Origin of the sequence: Alkalihalobacterium alkalinitrilicum (genome assembly GCF_002019605.1) — a bacterium.
GTDB classification, from domain to species: Bacteria; Bacillota; Bacilli; order Bacillales; family Bacillaceae_F; genus Alkalihalobacterium; species Alkalihalobacterium alkalinitrilicum.
In genome coordinates this window covers 2,471,209-2,488,512 of sequence record NZ_KV917368.1, presented here as the reverse complement: position 1 = coordinate 2,488,512, position 17,304 = coordinate 2,471,209, and the positions used below count along the sequence as shown (strand labels likewise).

Sequence of the window (17,304 nt, the reverse complement as noted above, 5' to 3'; positions counted from 1 at the left end):
CGGTAAGGGCTGGAGGAAGCGTGGAATAAAATCTTGGCTCGACGAACAGAAATCTGATACTAAGGCTTGATAAAGGGATGAGGCTCCAATACAAGCCAAAGTCCAAAAGATGTGCGTAACTTTATTAAGTAAATCAGGCGAGTAAAAGAGGAAAGATAGCTGTCTTACCCTGGGAGGTCTTGCGGATGTACAGAAGTACAGTCGAAAAAGGTTAACCGCAAGAAGTCAGCAGAAGCCATAGTAATGAGTAATCTCATGAAGGGCTGAACAATTTATAGTGTTTCAACGCCACGAATGCGTAAGTGACGAACTCCGAATGTGTTAATGGTGAAAGAATGAGCGTATCTCAAAGGATAGCCAAAATGGAGCTATCACTTACTACGTGAGAGGAGAGGAGAAACGAGTGTGAAGCTTTTAGAGCAGATTTTAAGTAATCAAAACATGAACGAAGCTTACCTGCGTGTTTATAGAAATAAGGGTGCAAGTGGGGTCGACGGAGTAACAGTCGACGAACTAAAACAATATCTGAAAGAGAACAAGGATGAACTGCGCCAGCGCATCAGAACAAGAAAATACCAACCACAAGCTGCCTTAAGAGTGGAGATCCCAAAAGAAAATGGAAAGATGCGCAAATTGGGAATACCAACAGTAGTGGATAGGGTAGTTCAACAAGCAATTCACCAAGTACTTAGTCCGATATTCGAAAAGCAGTTCAGTGAATTCAGTTACGGCTTTAGACCAAAAAGAAGTTGTGAGATGGCAATTATAAAAAGCTTGGAATATCTGAATGATGGACACGATTGGATAGTGGACATTGACCTTGAAAGATTCTTCGATACAGTCCACCACGATAAACTCATGCGAATTATTGCCAACACAATAGATGATGGAGACGTTATCTCTCTAATAAGAAAATATCTTGTTAGTGGGGTCATGGTGAATGGGAAATATGAAGAAACACCAATCGGGACTCCGCAAGGAGGTAACCTCAGTCCATTATTGAGTAATATTATGTTGAATGAACTCGATAAGGAATTAGAAAGTAGAGGATTACGATTCATAAGATACGCTGATGACGCACTCATCTTTGTGAAAAGCGAAAAAGCCGCTGACAGAGTGATGAAATCAATCGTGAGATTTATAGAAGAGAAATTAGGATTGATAGTAAATGCCGAAAAGAGTAAAGTTTCTCGCCCAAAAGAGTTAAAATTCTTGGGATTTGGGTATTATTATGATCCTAATAACAAGAGATATCAAGTGCGGCCTCATCCAATTTCAGTACAGAAATTTCAAAGGAAGCTTCGACAATTGACAAAGCGAAATTGGAGTGTTCCGTTAGACTACCGAATACTGAAACTGAAACAAGTCATATTCGGATGGGTGAATTACTTTAGAATCGCAAATATGAAAACAGCAATGAGTCGAATAGATAAGAAATTACGCTCAAGATTAAGGGTAATCATCTGGAAACAATGGAAGGTAGCGAAAAAACAAATCAAGTCGCTAACTCAATTAGGGATACCTGAAGAAGAAGCGAAAGGATTAACGTTCTGCCGGAAAGGTTATCGGTATATCGGATTATCGAAAGTTGTTCAAAAAGCAATCTCAAACAAAAGACTAAAACAAAGGGGAGTACCCTCTGCTTTAGAACGTTACTTAAAAGTACACACTGTAATATAAATTGAAACGCCGTATACAAGACCCGTATGTACGGTGTTGTGAGAGGGGCGAAAATAGGTTAACTTATTTTCCCTCTACTCGATTAATGGACAGTATATATTGTTGTCCATCCGTACTTATAGTAGAATATAGGGTAGACTTATTGGATAAGAGACGAATGGAGTGGAGGAGTACCAATGCCAACACCAAGTATGGAAGATTATTTAGAACGAATATATATGCTAATTGAAGATAAAGGGTATGCCAGAGTATCAGATATTGCAGAGGCATTGGAAGTTCATCCGTCTTCCGTTACAAAGATGGTTCAAAAACTAGATAAAAGCGAATATTTAATATATGAAAAATATCGTGGACTAATTTTAACCCCTAAAGGAAAGAAAATTGGAAAACGTTTAGTTTATCGTCATGATTTATTAGAGGACTTTATGAAAATTATTGGGGTTACCAATGAAAATATTTATGTTGATGTCGAAGGAATCGAGCATCATTTAAGTTGGGATGCTATCGACCGGATCGGTGACCTCGTTCAATATTTTCAATAAGATGAAAAGCGTATCAACCAATTAAGGGAAGTTCAAAAGCGGAATGAAGAGCAATCATAACAATTTAGTTATGATTGTTTTTTGTTTTAATAAGGTAAATAGAAAAAATTAAAAGTCAGAAGAAAAAATTCATTAACAGATGTACCTCCTTAGGTGAATATCACATATTTTAAAGTGAGAAGGAGGAGTGGTAATGAAAATTGATGGCGTATTTGCAGGAGGTGGCGTTCGTGCATTTGCATTTATCGGAGCAACACAAGTGCTTGAAGAACGAGGGTTTAGTTTCGCAAGGCTTTCTGGTACAAGTGCAGGTGCATTATTTTCAGCACTTTTAAAAGCAGGTTATACCAGTCATGAAATTAATGACTTAATGAACGAGTTGAATGTTGCTGAATTTATGGATGGAAGAAAAACCTTACTACCTTTTAAGTGGATGAAGTGGATCCAATTATATTTTAATCTTGGGATGTATAAGGGCGATAAGCTTGAACAATGGATTAGTGAAAAGTTAGAAAAAAAAGGTGTGAAAACTTTTGCGGATTTGCCTGAAGGTTCGTTAAAAATTATTGCATCCGATTTGACAAAAGGTAGGATACTTGTGCTCCCAGATGACTTACCAACCTATGGACTTATTCCAGAAAAATTTTCAGTGGCTCGTGCGGTCAGAATGAGTAGTAGTATTCCTTACTTTTTTGAACCTGTGAAGGTGTATGATCCATCGGGGAGGAAGTCCTATATCGTAGACGGTGGAGTACTCAGTAACTTTCCACTATGGGTATTTATGAGGGAGTTGAATCAAAAATTGCCTCGACCCGTTTTGGGGTTTAGGTTAACACCAAATGTAAACGAAATACCACCGAATGAAATTCATAATGCAATTGATATGTTTCAATCCTTATTTGAAACGATGCGTAAGGCTCACGATGTACGCTATATCATTGAAGAACATGCGAAAAATATAGTGTTTATTCCTGTAGAGGATGTGAAAGCAACTGATTTTGATTTATCTGAAGAAAAAAAAGAAGCTCTCATTCTTTTAGGAAGAGAGCGGACGGAAAAATTTTTAAAAAAATGGGTTTACTAAAGAGTTATAAGCCGATTTTGTTTCCTTGCTGTTGATAAATTCTTAAACTTACAAATAACATTGGTGCAATATAGGTAATCCACAAGCCTAAACCAATCGCATGAATAAATTCAATAAAAACTTGGTTGGGTAAAAACATATCAATGGTTTGAATAGCTACAATTCCCATTATACCAATCAAAATAGCGACTGCTTTTTTGAGTAAAGAAACCTTTATATCCATCCGATTTTTCGTCTGTTCTAGATGATAACCTAACCCTGAACCGAGTAATAATCCACTAAGAAAAGCTTGTTCAGGTGACAAGATGAAAAGAGCAAAAGGAACGATAAGCCAAAGGGAAATTTTTATTCGTTCAGGCATACCACCTGCCCAGTCTAATGATCGATAACTCGCATAAATCAGAAAGGACCCAATTACGATTGCCCCTAGAATATCAAAAGGCCAATGTGCTCCAGTGTAAAGTCTAGTAAAGGCAACAGAGGCTACGATAAAACAGGAAAGAATAGTAAACCATTGTTTTGATACTGAAGGAATGAGGTACCCCCAAAATGTCGTTGCAGCTTGAGTGTGACCACTCGGGAAAGAATAACCATCATTAAGTTGTAATGCACCATTTGGACGTTCAACCATAAAAATATCCTTAATAAAATTGTTAACGTACATGGAAAATAAAAACAATGATAAAAGCTGAAACCCAGTTTGTTTATGGATAGCCCAGTAAATAATAGGGATGGCCATAAAGTAGAAATATTCATGACTGATCAAATGAATAAAAGAATTGAAAAAGTCAAGGAATGGGTGCTCCAAAGACAATAACCAAGTAAGAAAATTGGACTCAAACATGGTTGGCCTCCTTTCATTAACACGGAATAACTGCAAACCTTTCTATATTATATGAGAAACACAAGTTATTTCATAGAAATTGAAAAAAAATCGCGCAACTTAAAACAGTGCACGATTTTTTTTCTTTCCTTTTTTTCCTTCAATCACTGTTAAATTAGGTGCTGAACTACGTTTATTTAGTGTACGGTTACTTGTCTTTTTTTGTCCAGCTTTCTTACGATGCGGTACAACATTGGTCGTTTTCTTCATTGTTTTATTTTTGACCTGTTGTTGTTTTGGACGGTGAGAGGTCCCTTCCACTCCAAATTGGTTCGCCAGGAAGCGTTTGTACAAGAAGAATAGGATTGCAGCAATAGCACCAAAAATGATAAATTGTGTTAACAATTGCAATGGCTGTGTAATCAGTCGGTAAAAAAATCCGAGTACTGCTAATCCAATAAGAATTAAAACAAGAGGATTGTACATTTTACGAGACATTGGGCTCACCTCCAAAAAATTAGCAAAAGTTCGCTTTACGAAGAGTGCATTAAATTAACTTAGATTATTTACTGTAAGGGTTGAAGCTATTATTACGTTACGCAAATAATTTAAAGCTTTCATGTTATAAGGGGACAATGATTAATGGTAAGGTAGTACTAATTCTATAATTTAGTAACAAATTAATAACAATAGCTTGGCCTCCACTTACTGGCCTCATAAATCCTAAATACAGCGAAGGTTATTGTCCTGTTACAGTTAAGATAAGGTTTATTTTTTTATTTATATTCTACAACAATGTCCATAATTCCTCTATAAGATATCATCCTCTTCATAGATTTCCCCTTATTTTTTAAATTACACATATTTCTAGAAAATTTCTAAAGATATCCAAAAAAATTAAATGAAAACTATAGAAAAAGATGGGACATACTAGGGTTGGAGGTGTTTAACATTGGAAAATCAACAATCAAATTCACAATCATTAGAACAAAACCGAAAAGATGACCCAATGTCATATAATGCCAAAGTTGCGACAATTGGAATTTTCGGGGGACTACTTTGGAGTATATTAGGCTATATTGCTTTCTTCTTTAACTTTGCAAGAATTGGTCCTGCGCTTGTCTTAATGCCATGGGCATTAGGTGATTGGAAAAATGGTTATAGGGGACAACTCGTTGGTATTGTAGTTATTGCGATATTATCAATAGCTGTTGCTTTTATTTATAAGCTATTACTTGAAAAAGTAAATAGTATGTGGGCTGGAGCGTTGTACGGTGTTGTATTGTGGTTGGTCGTATTTTATTTATTAAATCCAATATTTCCAGGCTTAAAGAGTGTAGCAAACTTGGATAGTAACACTATATTAACTACATTATGTTTGTACGTGCTATATGGTGTCTTTATCGGCTATTCTATTTCTTTTGAATATCAAGAATTAAAAAGAGTACAGTCAGAATAAAATGACATCGTGAAGATTGGCAAAAAAAGAAAAAGCTATGGTAGAATAAACCATAAAGTACAAAAATACTAGTGCCTTAAAGAGGAGAAAAAAATGAAATCGATTCTTGTAATTAATGGACCTAACATTAATCGACTAGGAAAGCGCGAACCTGAGATTTATGGGTATGATACGCTAGCGGATTTAGAGAAAAATCTAGTTGAGTTTGGTGATGGTCTAGGTTACGAAGTGCTTTGTAAGCAATCGAATTATGAAGGTCAAATTATTGAGTGGATTCACGAAGCTCAAGATCACGGTTATGTTGGGGTAATCATAAATCCAGGAGCCTTTACGCACTATAGTTACGCTATAAGAGATGCGATTGCTAGTATTTCGATACCTGTCATTGAGGTCCATATTTCTAATGTTCATGCTAGAGAACCTTTCCGGCATATATCAGTTACTGCACCAGTAACAAAAGGGCAAATTGTTGGACTTGGCTTTAATGGTTATGAACTTGCAATTCAAGCACTAATCAAAGGGGGAAGTTAAGTGGAACGTTTACAAAAATTGCGTACAACATTTAAAGAGCAAGGAATTGATGGTTTATTGATTGCTAGTACGTATAATCGTCGATACATGACGAGCTTTACGGGTACAGCTGGAGTGGCATTAGTTTCAGAAAAAGAAGCGAAGTTTATTACTGACTTTCGGTATGTTGAACAAGCGAAAGCTCAAGCAACAGGCTTTGAAGTAGTTCAACATACAGGACCTATTTTCGAAGAAGTAGCAAAACAAGCGAGTAATATGGGGATTGGACGTTTAGGTTTTGAAAGTGATCATACAACCTATCAAACGTTTGAAATTTACCAAAAGCAAATTCAAGGAGAGCTAGTTCCAGTCAGTGGTGTAATAGAAAAGCTACGTTTACTAAAAGACGAGAATGAAATTCAAATTATTACGGCTGCAGCAGAAATTGCAGATGCCGCTTTTGATCATATTACAAAATACATACGCCCAGGAATTACAGAGCTTGATGTTGCAAATGAACTGGAATTCTTTATGAGAAAACAAGGAGCTGCATCCTCATCGTTCGATATTATAGTTGCATCAGGACTTCGTTCTGCTTTACCACACGGTGTTGCGAGTGAAAAGGTTATTGCTAAAGGAGAACTAGTTACTCTTGATTTTGGTGCTTATTATAAAGGGTATTGTTCGGACATAACCCGTACGTTAGCAGTTGGACAAATAAATGATGAACTCCGAAAAATATATGATACTGTACTAGAAGCACAGAAAAGAGGAATGGAAGGAATCAAACCTGGACTGACTGGGAAACAAGCAGATGCACTAACGCGTGATTATATTACAGAGCAAGGCTATGGTGATTATTTTGGCCATTCTACAGGACACGGATTAGGAATGGAAGTACATGAAGGTCCGGCCTTATCAATGAAGTCGGATACGGTCCTAGAGCCAGGAATGATCGTTACGGTTGAACCAGGTATTTACATTTCAGGTGTTGGTGGTACTCGCATCGAAGACGATACATTAATAACAGAGAACGGAAATCGTTCATTCACAAAATCCACTAAAGAGCTATTAATCGTAGGTGAATAATTTCTTGCACTTCTTTTTGCACTTTAAGAAAGTTAAACTTTTTAAGGGAATAAAGTATAAAGAAAAGACATCGATTTTCACCATTTTTGGCGAAAAATCGTGTTTTTCTAATAATGTATGGTATATTTTTATAGTGGAATTTACAATTGATTGAACGAAGATGGAGGATTAAACATGATTTCTGTAAACGATTTAAGAACAGGATTGACAATTGAAGTAGATAATGGAATTTGGCAAGTACTTGAGTTCCAACATGTAAAGCCTGGAAAAGGTGCTGCTTTTGTTCGAACTAAACTACGTAACATTCGTACAGGAGGTATTCAAGAAAAAACATTCCGAGCGGGAGAAAAAGTTGCTAAGGCTCATATTGAAAATCGCAAAATGCAGTATTTGTATGCAAGTGGCGATACTCATACATTTATGGATAACGAATCATATGAACAACTTGAATTACCTTCATCACAAATTGAACGTGAACTTAAGTTTTTAAAAGAAAATATGGAAGTTCATATTATGACGTATCAACAGGAAATTCTAGGAGTAGAAGTTCCAAATACTGTAGTGCTTGAAGTTACAGAAACAGAACCTGGTATTAAAGGTGACACGGCAAGTGGGGGTACAAAACCTGCTACTCTTGAAACAGGGTTAATTGTTCAAGTACCGTTTTTCATTAACCAAGGTGACGTACTCATCATTGATACTCGTAATGGTGATTATGTTTCTCGTGCGTAATCTCTTTTCACAGCCCGATGCATTAAGCATCGGGCTATTTTGTTCTTGAGTACCCTTCTAAAAAATATAAAAGTAGGGAACTTTGTGTGTAGACTATATAACTAGAAGTATAAGCATGGGTAAAGAGAACTACTCGAACGAATTCATGGAACAAGCAACAAAATAAATAAACTAATGAAGAAGTTGACACGTAACGTGCTAACTTCTTTTTTTATATTCAAAAAAACAAGCTGTTCTGAACTTATCAATTTCTACATAAGGTTGTACAAAGGAAGTTTCCACTTAGAGGTGAATGGAATGAAAGGTTTTTTTACAGGAATTGAAACTGCATTATTAGGGATGGTTATCTTGAGAATTATTTCAGGGATGATTGAACTTTCTGCAGCAGGTCTAATGTTGAAATTGAATAGCATTGAAAAGGCAGTTGCAATTAATGCCATTTTAGCAATTGTAGGACCACTTGTTCTTATTACAACCATGACGATAGGGCTTATTGGATTAGCAGATAAGTTGTCTGCAAGTAAGCTTATTCTGATTGGGCTAGGTGTAACTTTAATTTTAATTGGTATTAAAAGATAAGGAATAAACACATGGTTCAAGCATACATTTGAGTGAGACTAGCTATTTAATGAGGATGAAGGAGAGAGAATTATGAAAGAAGTACTTGATGTTTTACCTGAACCAATCGCTCAACTTATTACTCAATGTCCAGACTCATTAAAAAAAGATATAGAAGAAATTCGCATTCGTATTAATCGTCCATTAGAAGTGATTGCAGGTGGTAAACCTTATTACCCAGAGTTTCATAAGCAAGTATATAAAGTTCGACCAGAAGAGGGTCAACATTTACTAAATCAGTTGAGTCAATATTCGTTATATGCCTTCGAAGAAGAACTGAAAAGAGGCTTCATTACGATCCGTGGAGGACATCGGGTAGGTTTAGCTGGGAAAGTGATTATTGAGTCTGGTCATGTGAAAGCGTTGAGAGATATTAGTTCTTATAACATAAGGATTGCGCGGCAAAAAATCGGTGTTGCAAATAAAGTGGTCCCACATATCTATCAAAAAGGTTGGCAAAATACTTTAATTGTGGGTGCCCCTCAGACGGGAAAAACTACTTTATTAAGGGATATCGCGCGAATTATTAGTAGTGGAGTACCTGAATTGAATATTCCTCCTTCCAAGGTTGGGGTGATTGATGAACGTTCTGAAATTGCAGCAAGTGTACGAGGTGTGCCACAGCACGATTTAGGTCACCGTATTGATGTACTAGACGGGTGTCCTAAAGCAGAAGGTATGATGATGATGATTCGTTCCATGAGTCCTGAAGTGTTAATCGTAGACGAAATCGGAAGAAAAGAGGATTCGATAGCGATAATGGAAGCGATACATGCTGGGGTGAAGATCGTAACAACGGTTCACGGTTTTGATATGGAAGAATTAGACCAAAGACCGACAATAGCCGAACTAATGAAGGCCAATGTGTTTAACCGGTGTATTGAACTCACAAGAAGGAATTCAGCAGGTTCGATCAGGCGAATTCGAAATCAGCTTCGGAAAGATGTGGTGAACGTTATTTGAAGCTCATAGGTGCAATGATTATTTTAATTGCTACAACTTGGGTTGGATTTGAAATTGCAAGAAGGTTAAGTGAACGTCCACGCCAATTAAGACAATTGAAAATTGCGCTGCAATCACTAGAAGCTGAAATCATGTATGGAATGACGCCATTAGCTGAAGCTTGTCATAATTTAGCTAAACAAATGCCTAAGCCTGTATCTTACTTTTTTTCACGTTTTGCTGAACGGCTCAAAAGTCAGGAAGAAAGTGTACCAATAGCTTGGGAAGAGAGTTTGAAAGAAACGTGGCAACTTACAGCCTTATGTGATACTGAATATGAAATTATGCAACAGTTTGGTTCGACACTTGGACAACATGACCGTTCCAATCAACAAAAACATATCATTCTTACTATTACTCATCTAGAACGTGAAGAAAGTGAAGCTAGAGATCGGCAAAACCGATATGAAAAAATGATCAAAAGTCTAGGGTTCTTAACAGGCTTACTCATCATTATATTGATGTTGTAGTTGTTTATTGTTTGCATCTAAAGGGGCAGGGAGGGATATCGGTGGCATATGATGTAAATATCATATTTCAAATCGCAGGAATAGGAATTGTTGTTGCCATGATCCATACCGTATTAAAACAAATGGGAAAAGAGGATTGGGCGCATTGGGTAACTCTCATCGGATTTGTTGTTGTATTGTATATGGTGGCTTCCATCGTCGATGATTTATTTCAAAAAATTAAAGGTGTCTTTTTATTTCAAGGATAGGGGGTGGTGACCATTGAAATCATACAAATTGTAGGTTTAGGGCTCATCACCACCTTCCTTGCTCTCGTAGTGAAAGAACAAAAGCCAATTTTTGCATTTTTACTGACTGTATTTGTTGGAATTCTTATCTTTTTGTTTATCATAGATGAAATTGTCAAAGTAGTTGCGATGCTTGAAAATATTGCTCAAAATGCAAACATTAACATGGTCTATTTACAAACGATCTTAAAAATTATTGGGATTGCTTATATTGCTGAGTTTGGCGCTCAAATTGCAAAAGATGCTGGACAAGCAGCCATTGCCTCAAAGATTGAGTTGGCTGGAAAAATATTAATTCTAGTAATGGCAATACCTATCCTTACATCCATCATCGAAATGATCATTTCATTAATTCCAAGTTAATTGAAAGTGTACAAGCATCTCCTATCATGAACAGAGGGGGTGAAGAGATGCGTATCGTTATCATAAGTTTTTTTGCATTTTTACTCTTTTTACCATTTGGAGTATCAGCTGAAACCGTTCCAATGGAAGAGCAAAATTTTGTAGACGAACAGTTAGAAAAATTAGGAGTAGATGAAGTTCGAGAATATTGGGACAAGATTGCAACAGAGTACGGTGGTTTTTTACCAGAAAGCCAAAAAGGCTCATTTATGGAATTTGTAAAAGGCGAAAAAGAGTTTTCAATAAAAGAATGGTTTGGTGGACTTATAAAATTTTTTCTTCATGAATTATTAGTAAATGGTAAGTTACTTGGCTCACTCATCTTGTTAACACTCTTTGCAATGGTACTTCAATCGTTACAAAATGCTTTTGAACAACATACGATTAGTAAGGTCGCCTATGCGATCACGTACATGGTACTCATTGTGATTGCTCTAAACAGTTTTCATATTGCGATTACGTACGCAACCGATGCAATAAGTAATATGATCCATTTCATGATTGCATTATTGCCTTTGTTATTAGCATTAATGGCTGCTGTAGGAAGTGTTACATCCGTGGCCTTATTTCATCCACTAATAGTGTTTCTTGTAAATACTAGTGGTTTACTTATACAGCATATTGTAATGCCTTTATTATTTCTATCTGCCATATTAAGTATCGTTAGTACGCTTAGTGATCATTACAAAGTAACTAAATTAGCCAATTTTCTTCGGAACTTTAGTATAGGAATATTAGGTGTTTTTTTAACTGTATTTTTAGGGGTAATTTCTGTACAAGGTGCAACTTCTGCTGTGACGGATGGAATTACAGTTAGAACGGCAAAATTTATTGCTGGTAATTTTGTTCCAGTAGTAGGAAGAATGTTTACGGATGCAGCTGACACCGTTATGGGAGCTAGTGTACTACTAAAAAACACAGTGGGACTAGCTGGGTTGGCCATTCTCTTATTACTTTGTGCATTCCCCGCGATAAAAGTATTGTCACTGGCAATCATCTACACGGTTGCAGCAGCAGTCCTCCAACCACTTGGAGGTGGCCCAATTATTGATTGTTTATCAATCATTGGAAAATCGGTTATTTTCATATTTGCAGCGTTAGCAACAGTATGCTTAATGTTTTTTCTAGCTTTAACAATAATAATTGCAGCCGGAAATGTATCGTTAATGATGCGATAAGGAGTGTGAAAATTGAGCTTTTTAACAGATTGGCTAACCAATATAATTATTTTTATTTTATTAGCTACGATCTTAGAGCTCCTACTACCAAACTCCAGTATGCAACGTTATGTCAAGATGGTTGTAGGTCTACTGTTATTAGTTATTATTCTCAATCCTTTGCTCTCTATTTTTTCTAAAGATATCAATGATATTTTACCTGATTTTACCAAATATGAACAAGTTACAGAAAATTCTTTAGAAAATTCAATAGAAAGAAAGAAAATAGAAATAGAAAGTGGACAACGTGCATATATTTCAGAACAGATGGCTGTCCAATTAAAGAGAAAAGTAGAAGAGGAGTTGGTAGCAAGATTTGATGTAGAAGTTAACGGTATTATTATTACCCTCGATGAATTTGCCTTTGAACAAGCCGAGGATGCAATTGTCGACGTAACAGTCCACCTTAAAGAAGTAAAAGATCAAGAAGAACAAGGCGATCTTGTGCAATCCGTACAAGTTGTAAGCATTGATACAAGCAAAGAATTCCCATCTCAATCTCGAGAAGATACAGTAATGAATGTAGCGCCGATTCAATCATTCTTAGCAGATGAATGGCAAATTCCTAAAGATAAAATTTCTTTAGCCTGGGAAGGAGGGGAGCAGTGATATGGAAAAAGGTGATAAAGGGGATAAGCAATGGTTAAAAAAATTATTTGACCAAAAATCAGGCAGTCCAAAGAAAAAGAATACAATACAATACGTGGTAATGGTCCTATGTGTTGGTGTTGGACTCATGATATTAGGCAATTTCATTGGAGACGAAAAGAGTGCTCCACCAAGTGAACCAGTGTTCAACCAAAATGAAAATGAAGATGCTGAACCAGTGCTAGGGCGAAGCAGTTCTTCTGGTCCTATGACAATGGAAGACTATGAAATTCGTTATGAAAATCAACTCAAAGAAGTGTTAGATCAAATGATAGGTGTTTCCGATGTATCAATAATGATTAATCTAGCAGAAACAGAAAAACGTGTCTATGAAAGAAATAGTAGTACAAAACATCAAAAAACTGATGAGACAGACCGTGAAGGTGGAACGAGACAAGTAGATGATTTAACGAGAGATGAGCAAGTTGTCATTGTCCGCAATGGAGACAAAGAAGAACCGCTTTTAGTAAAAAAGCAAAAGCCTGAAATTCGTGGTGTACTTGTTGTTGCTCAAGGTGCTGACAATATTCAAGTTAAATCAAGGATTGTCGAAGCTGTTAGTAGAGTACTCGATGTTCCAGCCCACCGAGTCTCAGTAATGCCTAAGAAAATAGAGGAGGAATAAAAAATGGTATTAAAGAAACAAACAGTTTGGTTATTAACAATGCTTAGTTTAATCGTTGTATTATCTGTTTATTACATGACTTCTCAGGGGCAAAATCCAACCGATTTAGCTTATATGGACGACGAAATGAATGAATTAAGTGAGATACTGGAAGAGGAAAATGCTGCAGGGGAAGTTTCTGTAACTATTGAAGAAGACGACATGGAAGAAGTGATGACAGAGAGTAACGGTGAAGGTGAAAGTGAAAGTGGAATGATCTCAGCTATTAACAGCAATGAATTTTTTACAGAAATCCGATTAGATCGTGAAGTTTCACGCAGTAAGATGCTTCAAGAGTATACGAATATCATTGCTGAAGCCGATGTTCCAGCTCAAGTAAAAGTTGAAGCATTAGCAAGTCAAAATAACTTGTTAGCTCTAGAACAAAAGGAAAATTTACTTGAAACATTAATTCGTTCGAAAGGCTATGATGATGTATTAGTTCTTACAGAAGAAGAACAAGTAAAAATCATTGTAAAGGCAGATGAGTTATCAAAAGAACAAGCAAATGAAATTCTTCTAATGGCGAATGAACAATTAGGAGAAAAGTTAGTGGTCGTAGGACACCAACCTTCAAAATAATAAACAAGGAGAGGCTGATATTCATGTTAGCCTCTTTTTCTTATCCAATGTTTATATCCCTATTGTTTTGGAACATGCTATACTATAATGCGAAGGAAACGATGAAATGGTATAATACGTCAATATCGGAGTCCTTAACGTTTGTTAGTATGATTTTTATGAGGTGATGAAAGTGGAATGGAATGATTTAACAGAAGGTGCCAAAGCAGTATTTGAACAAACTCGTAATTTAAAAAATGATAACATTCAAATTGTAGAATTTGAAGTGGGATTTGTGCAGGATTTTGAAACAGAAGGCGGAAATACATATACAGTTTCAATTCAAGAAGAGGATTATGATAGTATTAAGCGGTATACTAACGAAAATGAGTACGGTGAAAAATTTCATATGGCACGAAATAAAAATATCGTTAAGCTCATCTTATTAGAAAATGGAAAAATACCAGATAATTTATCTGAATTTCCTGTATTTCGTCAATACAAGAATGATGTGGTTGTTAAAGAAGTAGAAGATAAAGAAATAAATGAATAAAGAGAAGCTCGATCATGAAAGGAATAATAGTAAATGTTGAAAATTCAAGAGATAAAAGAACTGATTAAAGTCATTGACAAGTCGACAATAGATTTCGTAAAGATCGAACAAGAGGGTACTAAGTTAACTATCAAAAGAAATACAAGTCAAACCATAACAGCTCCATTTGTTGAAGAATTCCCAAGTCAAATGGCTAATCAGCAAGCGATACCACAACAGGTAGAAAAGCCAAATCTGATTAAGAATGAACAAACAATTGAAGTCCCTGTTCAGCCAGAAGCAAAAGTAAATGACACACACGTAACGATTAATTCACCGATGGTCGGAACATTTTATTCTGCTCCAGCACCAGATGCTGATCAGTACGTCAAAACAGGTGATCAGGTGAATGAAAGTACAGTCGTTTGTATTGTTGAAGCGATGAAGTTAATGAATGAACTTGAAGCGGAAGTTAAAGGGAAAATCGTCGAAGTCCTTGTTCAAAATGGAGAATTAGTAGAATACGGGCAACCATTATTTGTTGTCCAACCAGATTAGGGAGAGCTCATGATGATAAAAAAGGTTCTAATTGCTAACCGAGGAGAAATTGCTGTTCGAATTATTCGAGCATGTAAAGAGTTAGGGATAGAAACGGTTGCTGTTTATTCTGAAGCGGATAAAGATGCCCTTCATGTTAGACTAGCTGACCAAGCTTTTTGTATAGGTCCAACTCCTTCGGCAAAAAGCTACCTTAACTTCACAAACATTATGAGTGTAGCAACATTAACTGAGGTGGATGCGATCCACCCAGGCTATGGATTTTTAGCTGAAAATGCAGATTTTGCAGAAATATGCTCAGCCTGCAATGTTACATTTGTTGGACCGAGTCCAGAAGCAATTAATAAAATGGGGACGAAAGACGTAGCTAGAGAAACGATGGCGAAAGCGAATGTCCCTATTGTACCTGGATCTAAAGGGATCATTGAAAATGTTAATGCAGGTATAAAGATAGCAAGTGAAATTGGCTATCCTGTCATTATAAAAGCAACAGCTGGCGGTGGCGGAAAAGGAATTCGCGTTGCTCGTAATGAAGAAGAGTTGAAGAAAGGCATTCAAATTACACAACAAGAAGCAGAGACCGCTTTCGGTAATCCAGGTGTGTATCTTGAAAAATATATTGAAGATTTCCGTCATGTTGAAATTCAAGTGTTAGCAGATAACTATGGCAACGTTATTCACCTAGGGGAAAGAGACTGTAGCATCCAAAGAAGACTTCAGAAGCTATTAGAAGAAACCCCATCACCAGCAATCGACCAAGAGATGAGAGATGAAATGGGGCAAGCAGCAGTAGCTGCTGCTAAGGCTGTAAATTATACTGGAGCAGGTACAGTTGAATTCATCTACGATTATAATAATCGTCAGTATTATTTTATGGAAATGAATACGCGAATCCAAGTTGAACATCCAGTAACTGAAATGGTGACGGGAATTGACCTTATTAAAGAACAACTTCTTGTAGCCTCGGATAAAGCATTGTCGGTAACGCAAGAAGAAGTGACGTTTACTGGTTGGTCGATGGAATGTCGTATTAATGCGGAAAATCCGAATAAAAATTTCATGCCATCTCCAGGGAAGATTACAAAGTATTTACCTCCTGGTGGTCTAGGTGTTCGAATTGACTCAGCAGCTTATCCAGGCTATACGATTTCACCATTTTATGATTCTATGATAGCAAAAGTAATCACTTATGGTGCGACTCGAGATGAAGCCATTGCAAGGATGAAACGAGCATTAGCTGAGTTTGAAATTGAAGGAATTGATACGACAATTCCGTTTCATTTACGATTACTAGAACATGAAAAGTTCGTCTCAGGGGAGTTTAATACGAAATTTTTAGAGCAGTATGATTTAACTAGCAAGTAATATGGTAAAATGTAAATAAGGCTTAATGATGGAGGTGCTATAATGGCAGAAAATCACATTTTAGACCTAGAAGAGCAAAAAAACGAACTAGGTAAAGTAGAAATTTCTCCAGAAGTCATCGAAGTAATTGCAGGTATTGCATCATCAGAAGTAGACGGCGTTGCAACCATGAGGGGAAATTTTGCAACTGGTGTTGCGGAGCGATTAGGAAGAAAAAATCACGGTAAGGGCGTTAAAGTTGAGCTAAAAGAAGAAGGAATTATCGTAGATGTATCTGTAATTATTATATACGGTGTATCTATTCCTGATGTAGCTAAAAAAATTCAATCCAATGTAAAGCAAGCTCTTCAAACAATGACAGGGATTGATCTTGAAGCAGTAAATGTACATGTCGTTGGTGTACAATTTGAATCACAAACAGAGCCACAAGAATTAGTTGAAGAATAAATTCACTACCAAAAGGGTTAACACAATTACCAGTGGGAATACTAGTAATAGACAAACAGCCAAAGGATTACACCTTTGGCTGTTTTCTACTTGTTATTATCTTAAGGAAAATAAGGCAAGCGCTGTTATCCACTATTAGAATATGCTATTATCATACATATAATTAGGCAACAAAAGGAGAAAACACGTATGAACAGACGTCTAGCACGTTTAAGAGCAGTCCAAGCACTATTTCAAATTGATTTGACAGCTATTGAATGGAAAGAAGCATTAGCAAACACACTTGAGGATGATGAGAAGTTGACTCCATTTCTTGAAGAAATAGTTTCAGGAACTTTGTCACACCAAGAGGAAATTGATAAGATTTTATCAGGTAATTTATCAAACTGGACGTTAGATCGAGTTGGTAATGTTGATCGGGCAGTTCTTCGCATGGCTGTACATGAAATGAAATACATTGACGATATTCCAATGAATGTTACGTTTAATGAGGCAATTGAACTTGCAAAAGCTTTTGGTGGAGAAGAATCAGGTCGTTTTGTAAATGGAGTATTATCAAAAGTTGTTCAAGCGATAAGTAAAGAAGAAAACTAAATCTGAGTTATGGGATAGGA

At 36.4% G+C, this 17,304-nt stretch carries 23 protein-coding genes; 21 read left to right on the top strand and 2 right to left on the bottom strand.

The window, feature by feature from the left end; all coding sequences use genetic code 11:
• The first annotated feature begins 405 nt into the window (after positions 1-405).
• The 3 genes from ltrA to BK574_RS11700 all read left to right on the top strand — a co-directional run bounded on the left by ltrA (position 406) and on the right by BK574_RS11700 (position 3,306).
• A complete protein-coding gene (gene ltrA, locus BK574_RS11710) occupies positions 406-1,680 on the top strand; it encodes a group II intron reverse transcriptase/maturase (RefSeq protein ID WP_078428053.1) in 1,275 nt (424 codons plus the stop codon).
• A 176-nt stretch (positions 1,681-1,856) separates the two neighbouring features.
• On the top strand, positions 1,857-2,222 hold the full coding sequence (gene mntR / locus BK574_RS11705; RefSeq protein ID WP_078428724.1) for a transcriptional regulator MntR: 366 nt from the start codon (positions 1,857-1,859) through the stop codon (positions 2,220-2,222).
• A gap of 193 nt (positions 2,223-2,415) precedes the next feature.
• The gene (locus BK574_RS11700; RefSeq protein WP_078428723.1) at positions 2,416-3,306 is read left to right on the top strand and encodes a patatin-like phospholipase family protein; all 891 of its coding nucleotides are present in this window, start codon (positions 2,416-2,418) and stop codon (positions 3,304-3,306) included.
• Between the two features lie 4 nt (positions 3,307-3,310).
• On the opposite strand, the gene BK574_RS11695 is transcribed toward BK574_RS11700, so the two are convergent.
• Together BK574_RS11695 and BK574_RS11690 are read right to left on the bottom strand one after the other, a co-directional pair.
• The gene (locus BK574_RS11695) at positions 3,311-4,150 is read right to left on the bottom strand and encodes a phosphatase PAP2 family protein (protein WP_078428722.1); all 840 of its coding nucleotides are present in this window, start codon (positions 4,148-4,150) and stop codon (positions 3,311-3,313) included.
• A gap of 99 nt (positions 4,151-4,249) precedes the next feature.
• Positions 4,250-4,627 (bottom strand): SA1362 family protein, encoded by a 378-nt coding sequence (locus BK574_RS11690; RefSeq protein WP_075385058.1) that lies wholly within the window; start codon positions 4,625-4,627, stop codon positions 4,250-4,252.
• A 454-nt stretch (positions 4,628-5,081) separates the two neighbouring features.
• Here BK574_RS11690 and BK574_RS11685 point away from each other — a divergent pair, with 454 nt between their 5' ends.
• From BK574_RS11685 to nusB, 18 genes are all read left to right on the top strand, one after another.
• Entirely contained in the window at positions 5,082-5,588 is a 507-nt protein-coding gene (locus tag BK574_RS11685; RefSeq protein WP_078428721.1) for a YqhR family membrane protein, read from the top strand.
• 93 nt (positions 5,589-5,681) lie between these two features.
• Positions 5,682-6,119: a type II 3-dehydroquinate dehydratase gene (gene aroQ / locus BK574_RS11680; RefSeq protein WP_075385056.1), complete on the top strand. Its 438-nt coding sequence runs from the start codon at positions 5,682-5,684 to the stop codon at positions 6,117-6,119.
• On the top strand, positions 6,120-7,187 hold the full coding sequence (locus tag BK574_RS11675) for an aminopeptidase P family protein (RefSeq protein WP_075385055.1): 1,068 nt from the start codon (positions 6,120-6,122) through the stop codon (positions 7,185-7,187). It begins immediately after the preceding gene.
• 174 nt (positions 7,188-7,361) lie between these two features.
• Positions 7,362-7,919 carry an elongation factor P gene (efp, locus tag BK574_RS11670; RefSeq protein WP_075385054.1) on the top strand — a complete coding sequence of 186 codons (558 nt, stop codon included), beginning with the start codon at positions 7,362-7,364 and terminating at the stop codon, positions 7,917-7,919.
• Positions 7,920-8,216: 297 nt separating this feature from the next.
• Positions 8,217-8,498 (top strand): YqhV family protein, encoded by a 282-nt coding sequence (locus BK574_RS11665; RefSeq protein ID WP_075385053.1) that lies wholly within the window; start codon positions 8,217-8,219, stop codon positions 8,496-8,498.
• Between the two features lie 72 nt (positions 8,499-8,570).
• The gene (gene spoIIIAA / locus BK574_RS11660; protein ID WP_078428720.1) at positions 8,571-9,500 is read left to right on the top strand and encodes a stage III sporulation protein AA; all 930 of its coding nucleotides are present in this window, start codon (positions 8,571-8,573) and stop codon (positions 9,498-9,500) included.
• Positions 9,497-10,009, top strand: a complete 513-nt coding sequence (spoIIIAB, locus tag BK574_RS11655; protein WP_075385051.1) for a stage III sporulation protein SpoIIIAB — start codon at positions 9,497-9,499, stop codon at positions 10,007-10,009. Before spoIIIAA ends, spoIIIAB begins: the two co-directional genes overlap by 4 nt.
• A 41-nt stretch (positions 10,010-10,050) precedes the next feature.
• Positions 10,051-10,257, top strand: a complete 207-nt coding sequence (gene spoIIIAC, locus BK574_RS11650; protein WP_075385050.1) for a stage III sporulation protein AC — start codon at positions 10,051-10,053, stop codon at positions 10,255-10,257.
• Between the two features lie 6 nt (positions 10,258-10,263).
• A complete protein-coding gene (gene spoIIIAD, locus BK574_RS11645; protein ID WP_078428719.1) occupies positions 10,264-10,659 on the top strand; it encodes a stage III sporulation protein AD in 396 nt (131 codons plus the stop codon).
• Positions 10,660-10,706: 47 nt separating this feature from the next.
• Positions 10,707-11,876, top strand: coding sequence for a stage III sporulation protein AE (spoIIIAE, locus tag BK574_RS11640; RefSeq protein WP_420796935.1), 1,170 nt, complete (start codon positions 10,707-10,709; stop codon positions 11,874-11,876).
• 12 nt (positions 11,877-11,888) lie between these two features.
• On the top strand, positions 11,889-12,524 hold the full coding sequence (spoIIIAF, locus tag BK574_RS11635) for a stage III sporulation protein AF (RefSeq protein WP_078428717.1): 636 nt from the start codon (positions 11,889-11,891) through the stop codon (positions 12,522-12,524).
• Between the two features lies 1 nt (position 12,525).
• Positions 12,526-13,188 (top strand): stage III sporulation protein AG, encoded by a 663-nt coding sequence (gene spoIIIAG / locus BK574_RS11630; RefSeq protein ID WP_075385047.1) that lies wholly within the window; start codon positions 12,526-12,528, stop codon positions 13,186-13,188.
• Positions 13,189-13,191: 3 nt separating this feature from the next.
• Complete coding sequence (locus BK574_RS11625) at positions 13,192-13,809, top strand: SpoIIIAH-like family protein (RefSeq protein ID WP_078428716.1); 618 nt, start codon at positions 13,192-13,194, stop codon at positions 13,807-13,809.
• A gap of 172 nt (positions 13,810-13,981) precedes the next feature.
• Positions 13,982-14,341 carry a hypothetical protein gene (locus tag BK574_RS11620; RefSeq protein WP_075385045.1) on the top strand — a complete coding sequence of 120 codons (360 nt, stop codon included), beginning with the start codon at positions 13,982-13,984 and terminating at the stop codon, positions 14,339-14,341.
• A gap of 33 nt (positions 14,342-14,374) precedes the next feature.
• Positions 14,375-14,878, top strand: a complete 504-nt coding sequence (gene accB / locus BK574_RS11615; protein WP_175576439.1) for an acetyl-CoA carboxylase biotin carboxyl carrier protein — start codon at positions 14,375-14,377, stop codon at positions 14,876-14,878.
• 12 nt (positions 14,879-14,890) lie between these two features.
• Entirely contained in the window at positions 14,891-16,243 is a 1,353-nt protein-coding gene (gene accC / locus BK574_RS11610; RefSeq protein ID WP_078428715.1) for an acetyl-CoA carboxylase biotin carboxylase subunit, read from the top strand.
• A gap of 42 nt (positions 16,244-16,285) precedes the next feature.
• On the top strand, positions 16,286-16,690 hold the full coding sequence (locus BK574_RS11605) for an Asp23/Gls24 family envelope stress response protein (protein WP_075385043.1): 405 nt from the start codon (positions 16,286-16,288) through the stop codon (positions 16,688-16,690).
• A gap of 189 nt (positions 16,691-16,879) precedes the next feature.
• On the top strand, positions 16,880-17,284 hold the full coding sequence (gene nusB, locus BK574_RS11600) for a transcription antitermination factor NusB (protein WP_075385042.1): 405 nt from the start codon (positions 16,880-16,882) through the stop codon (positions 17,282-17,284).
• Positions 17,285-17,304 lie beyond the last annotated feature (20 nt).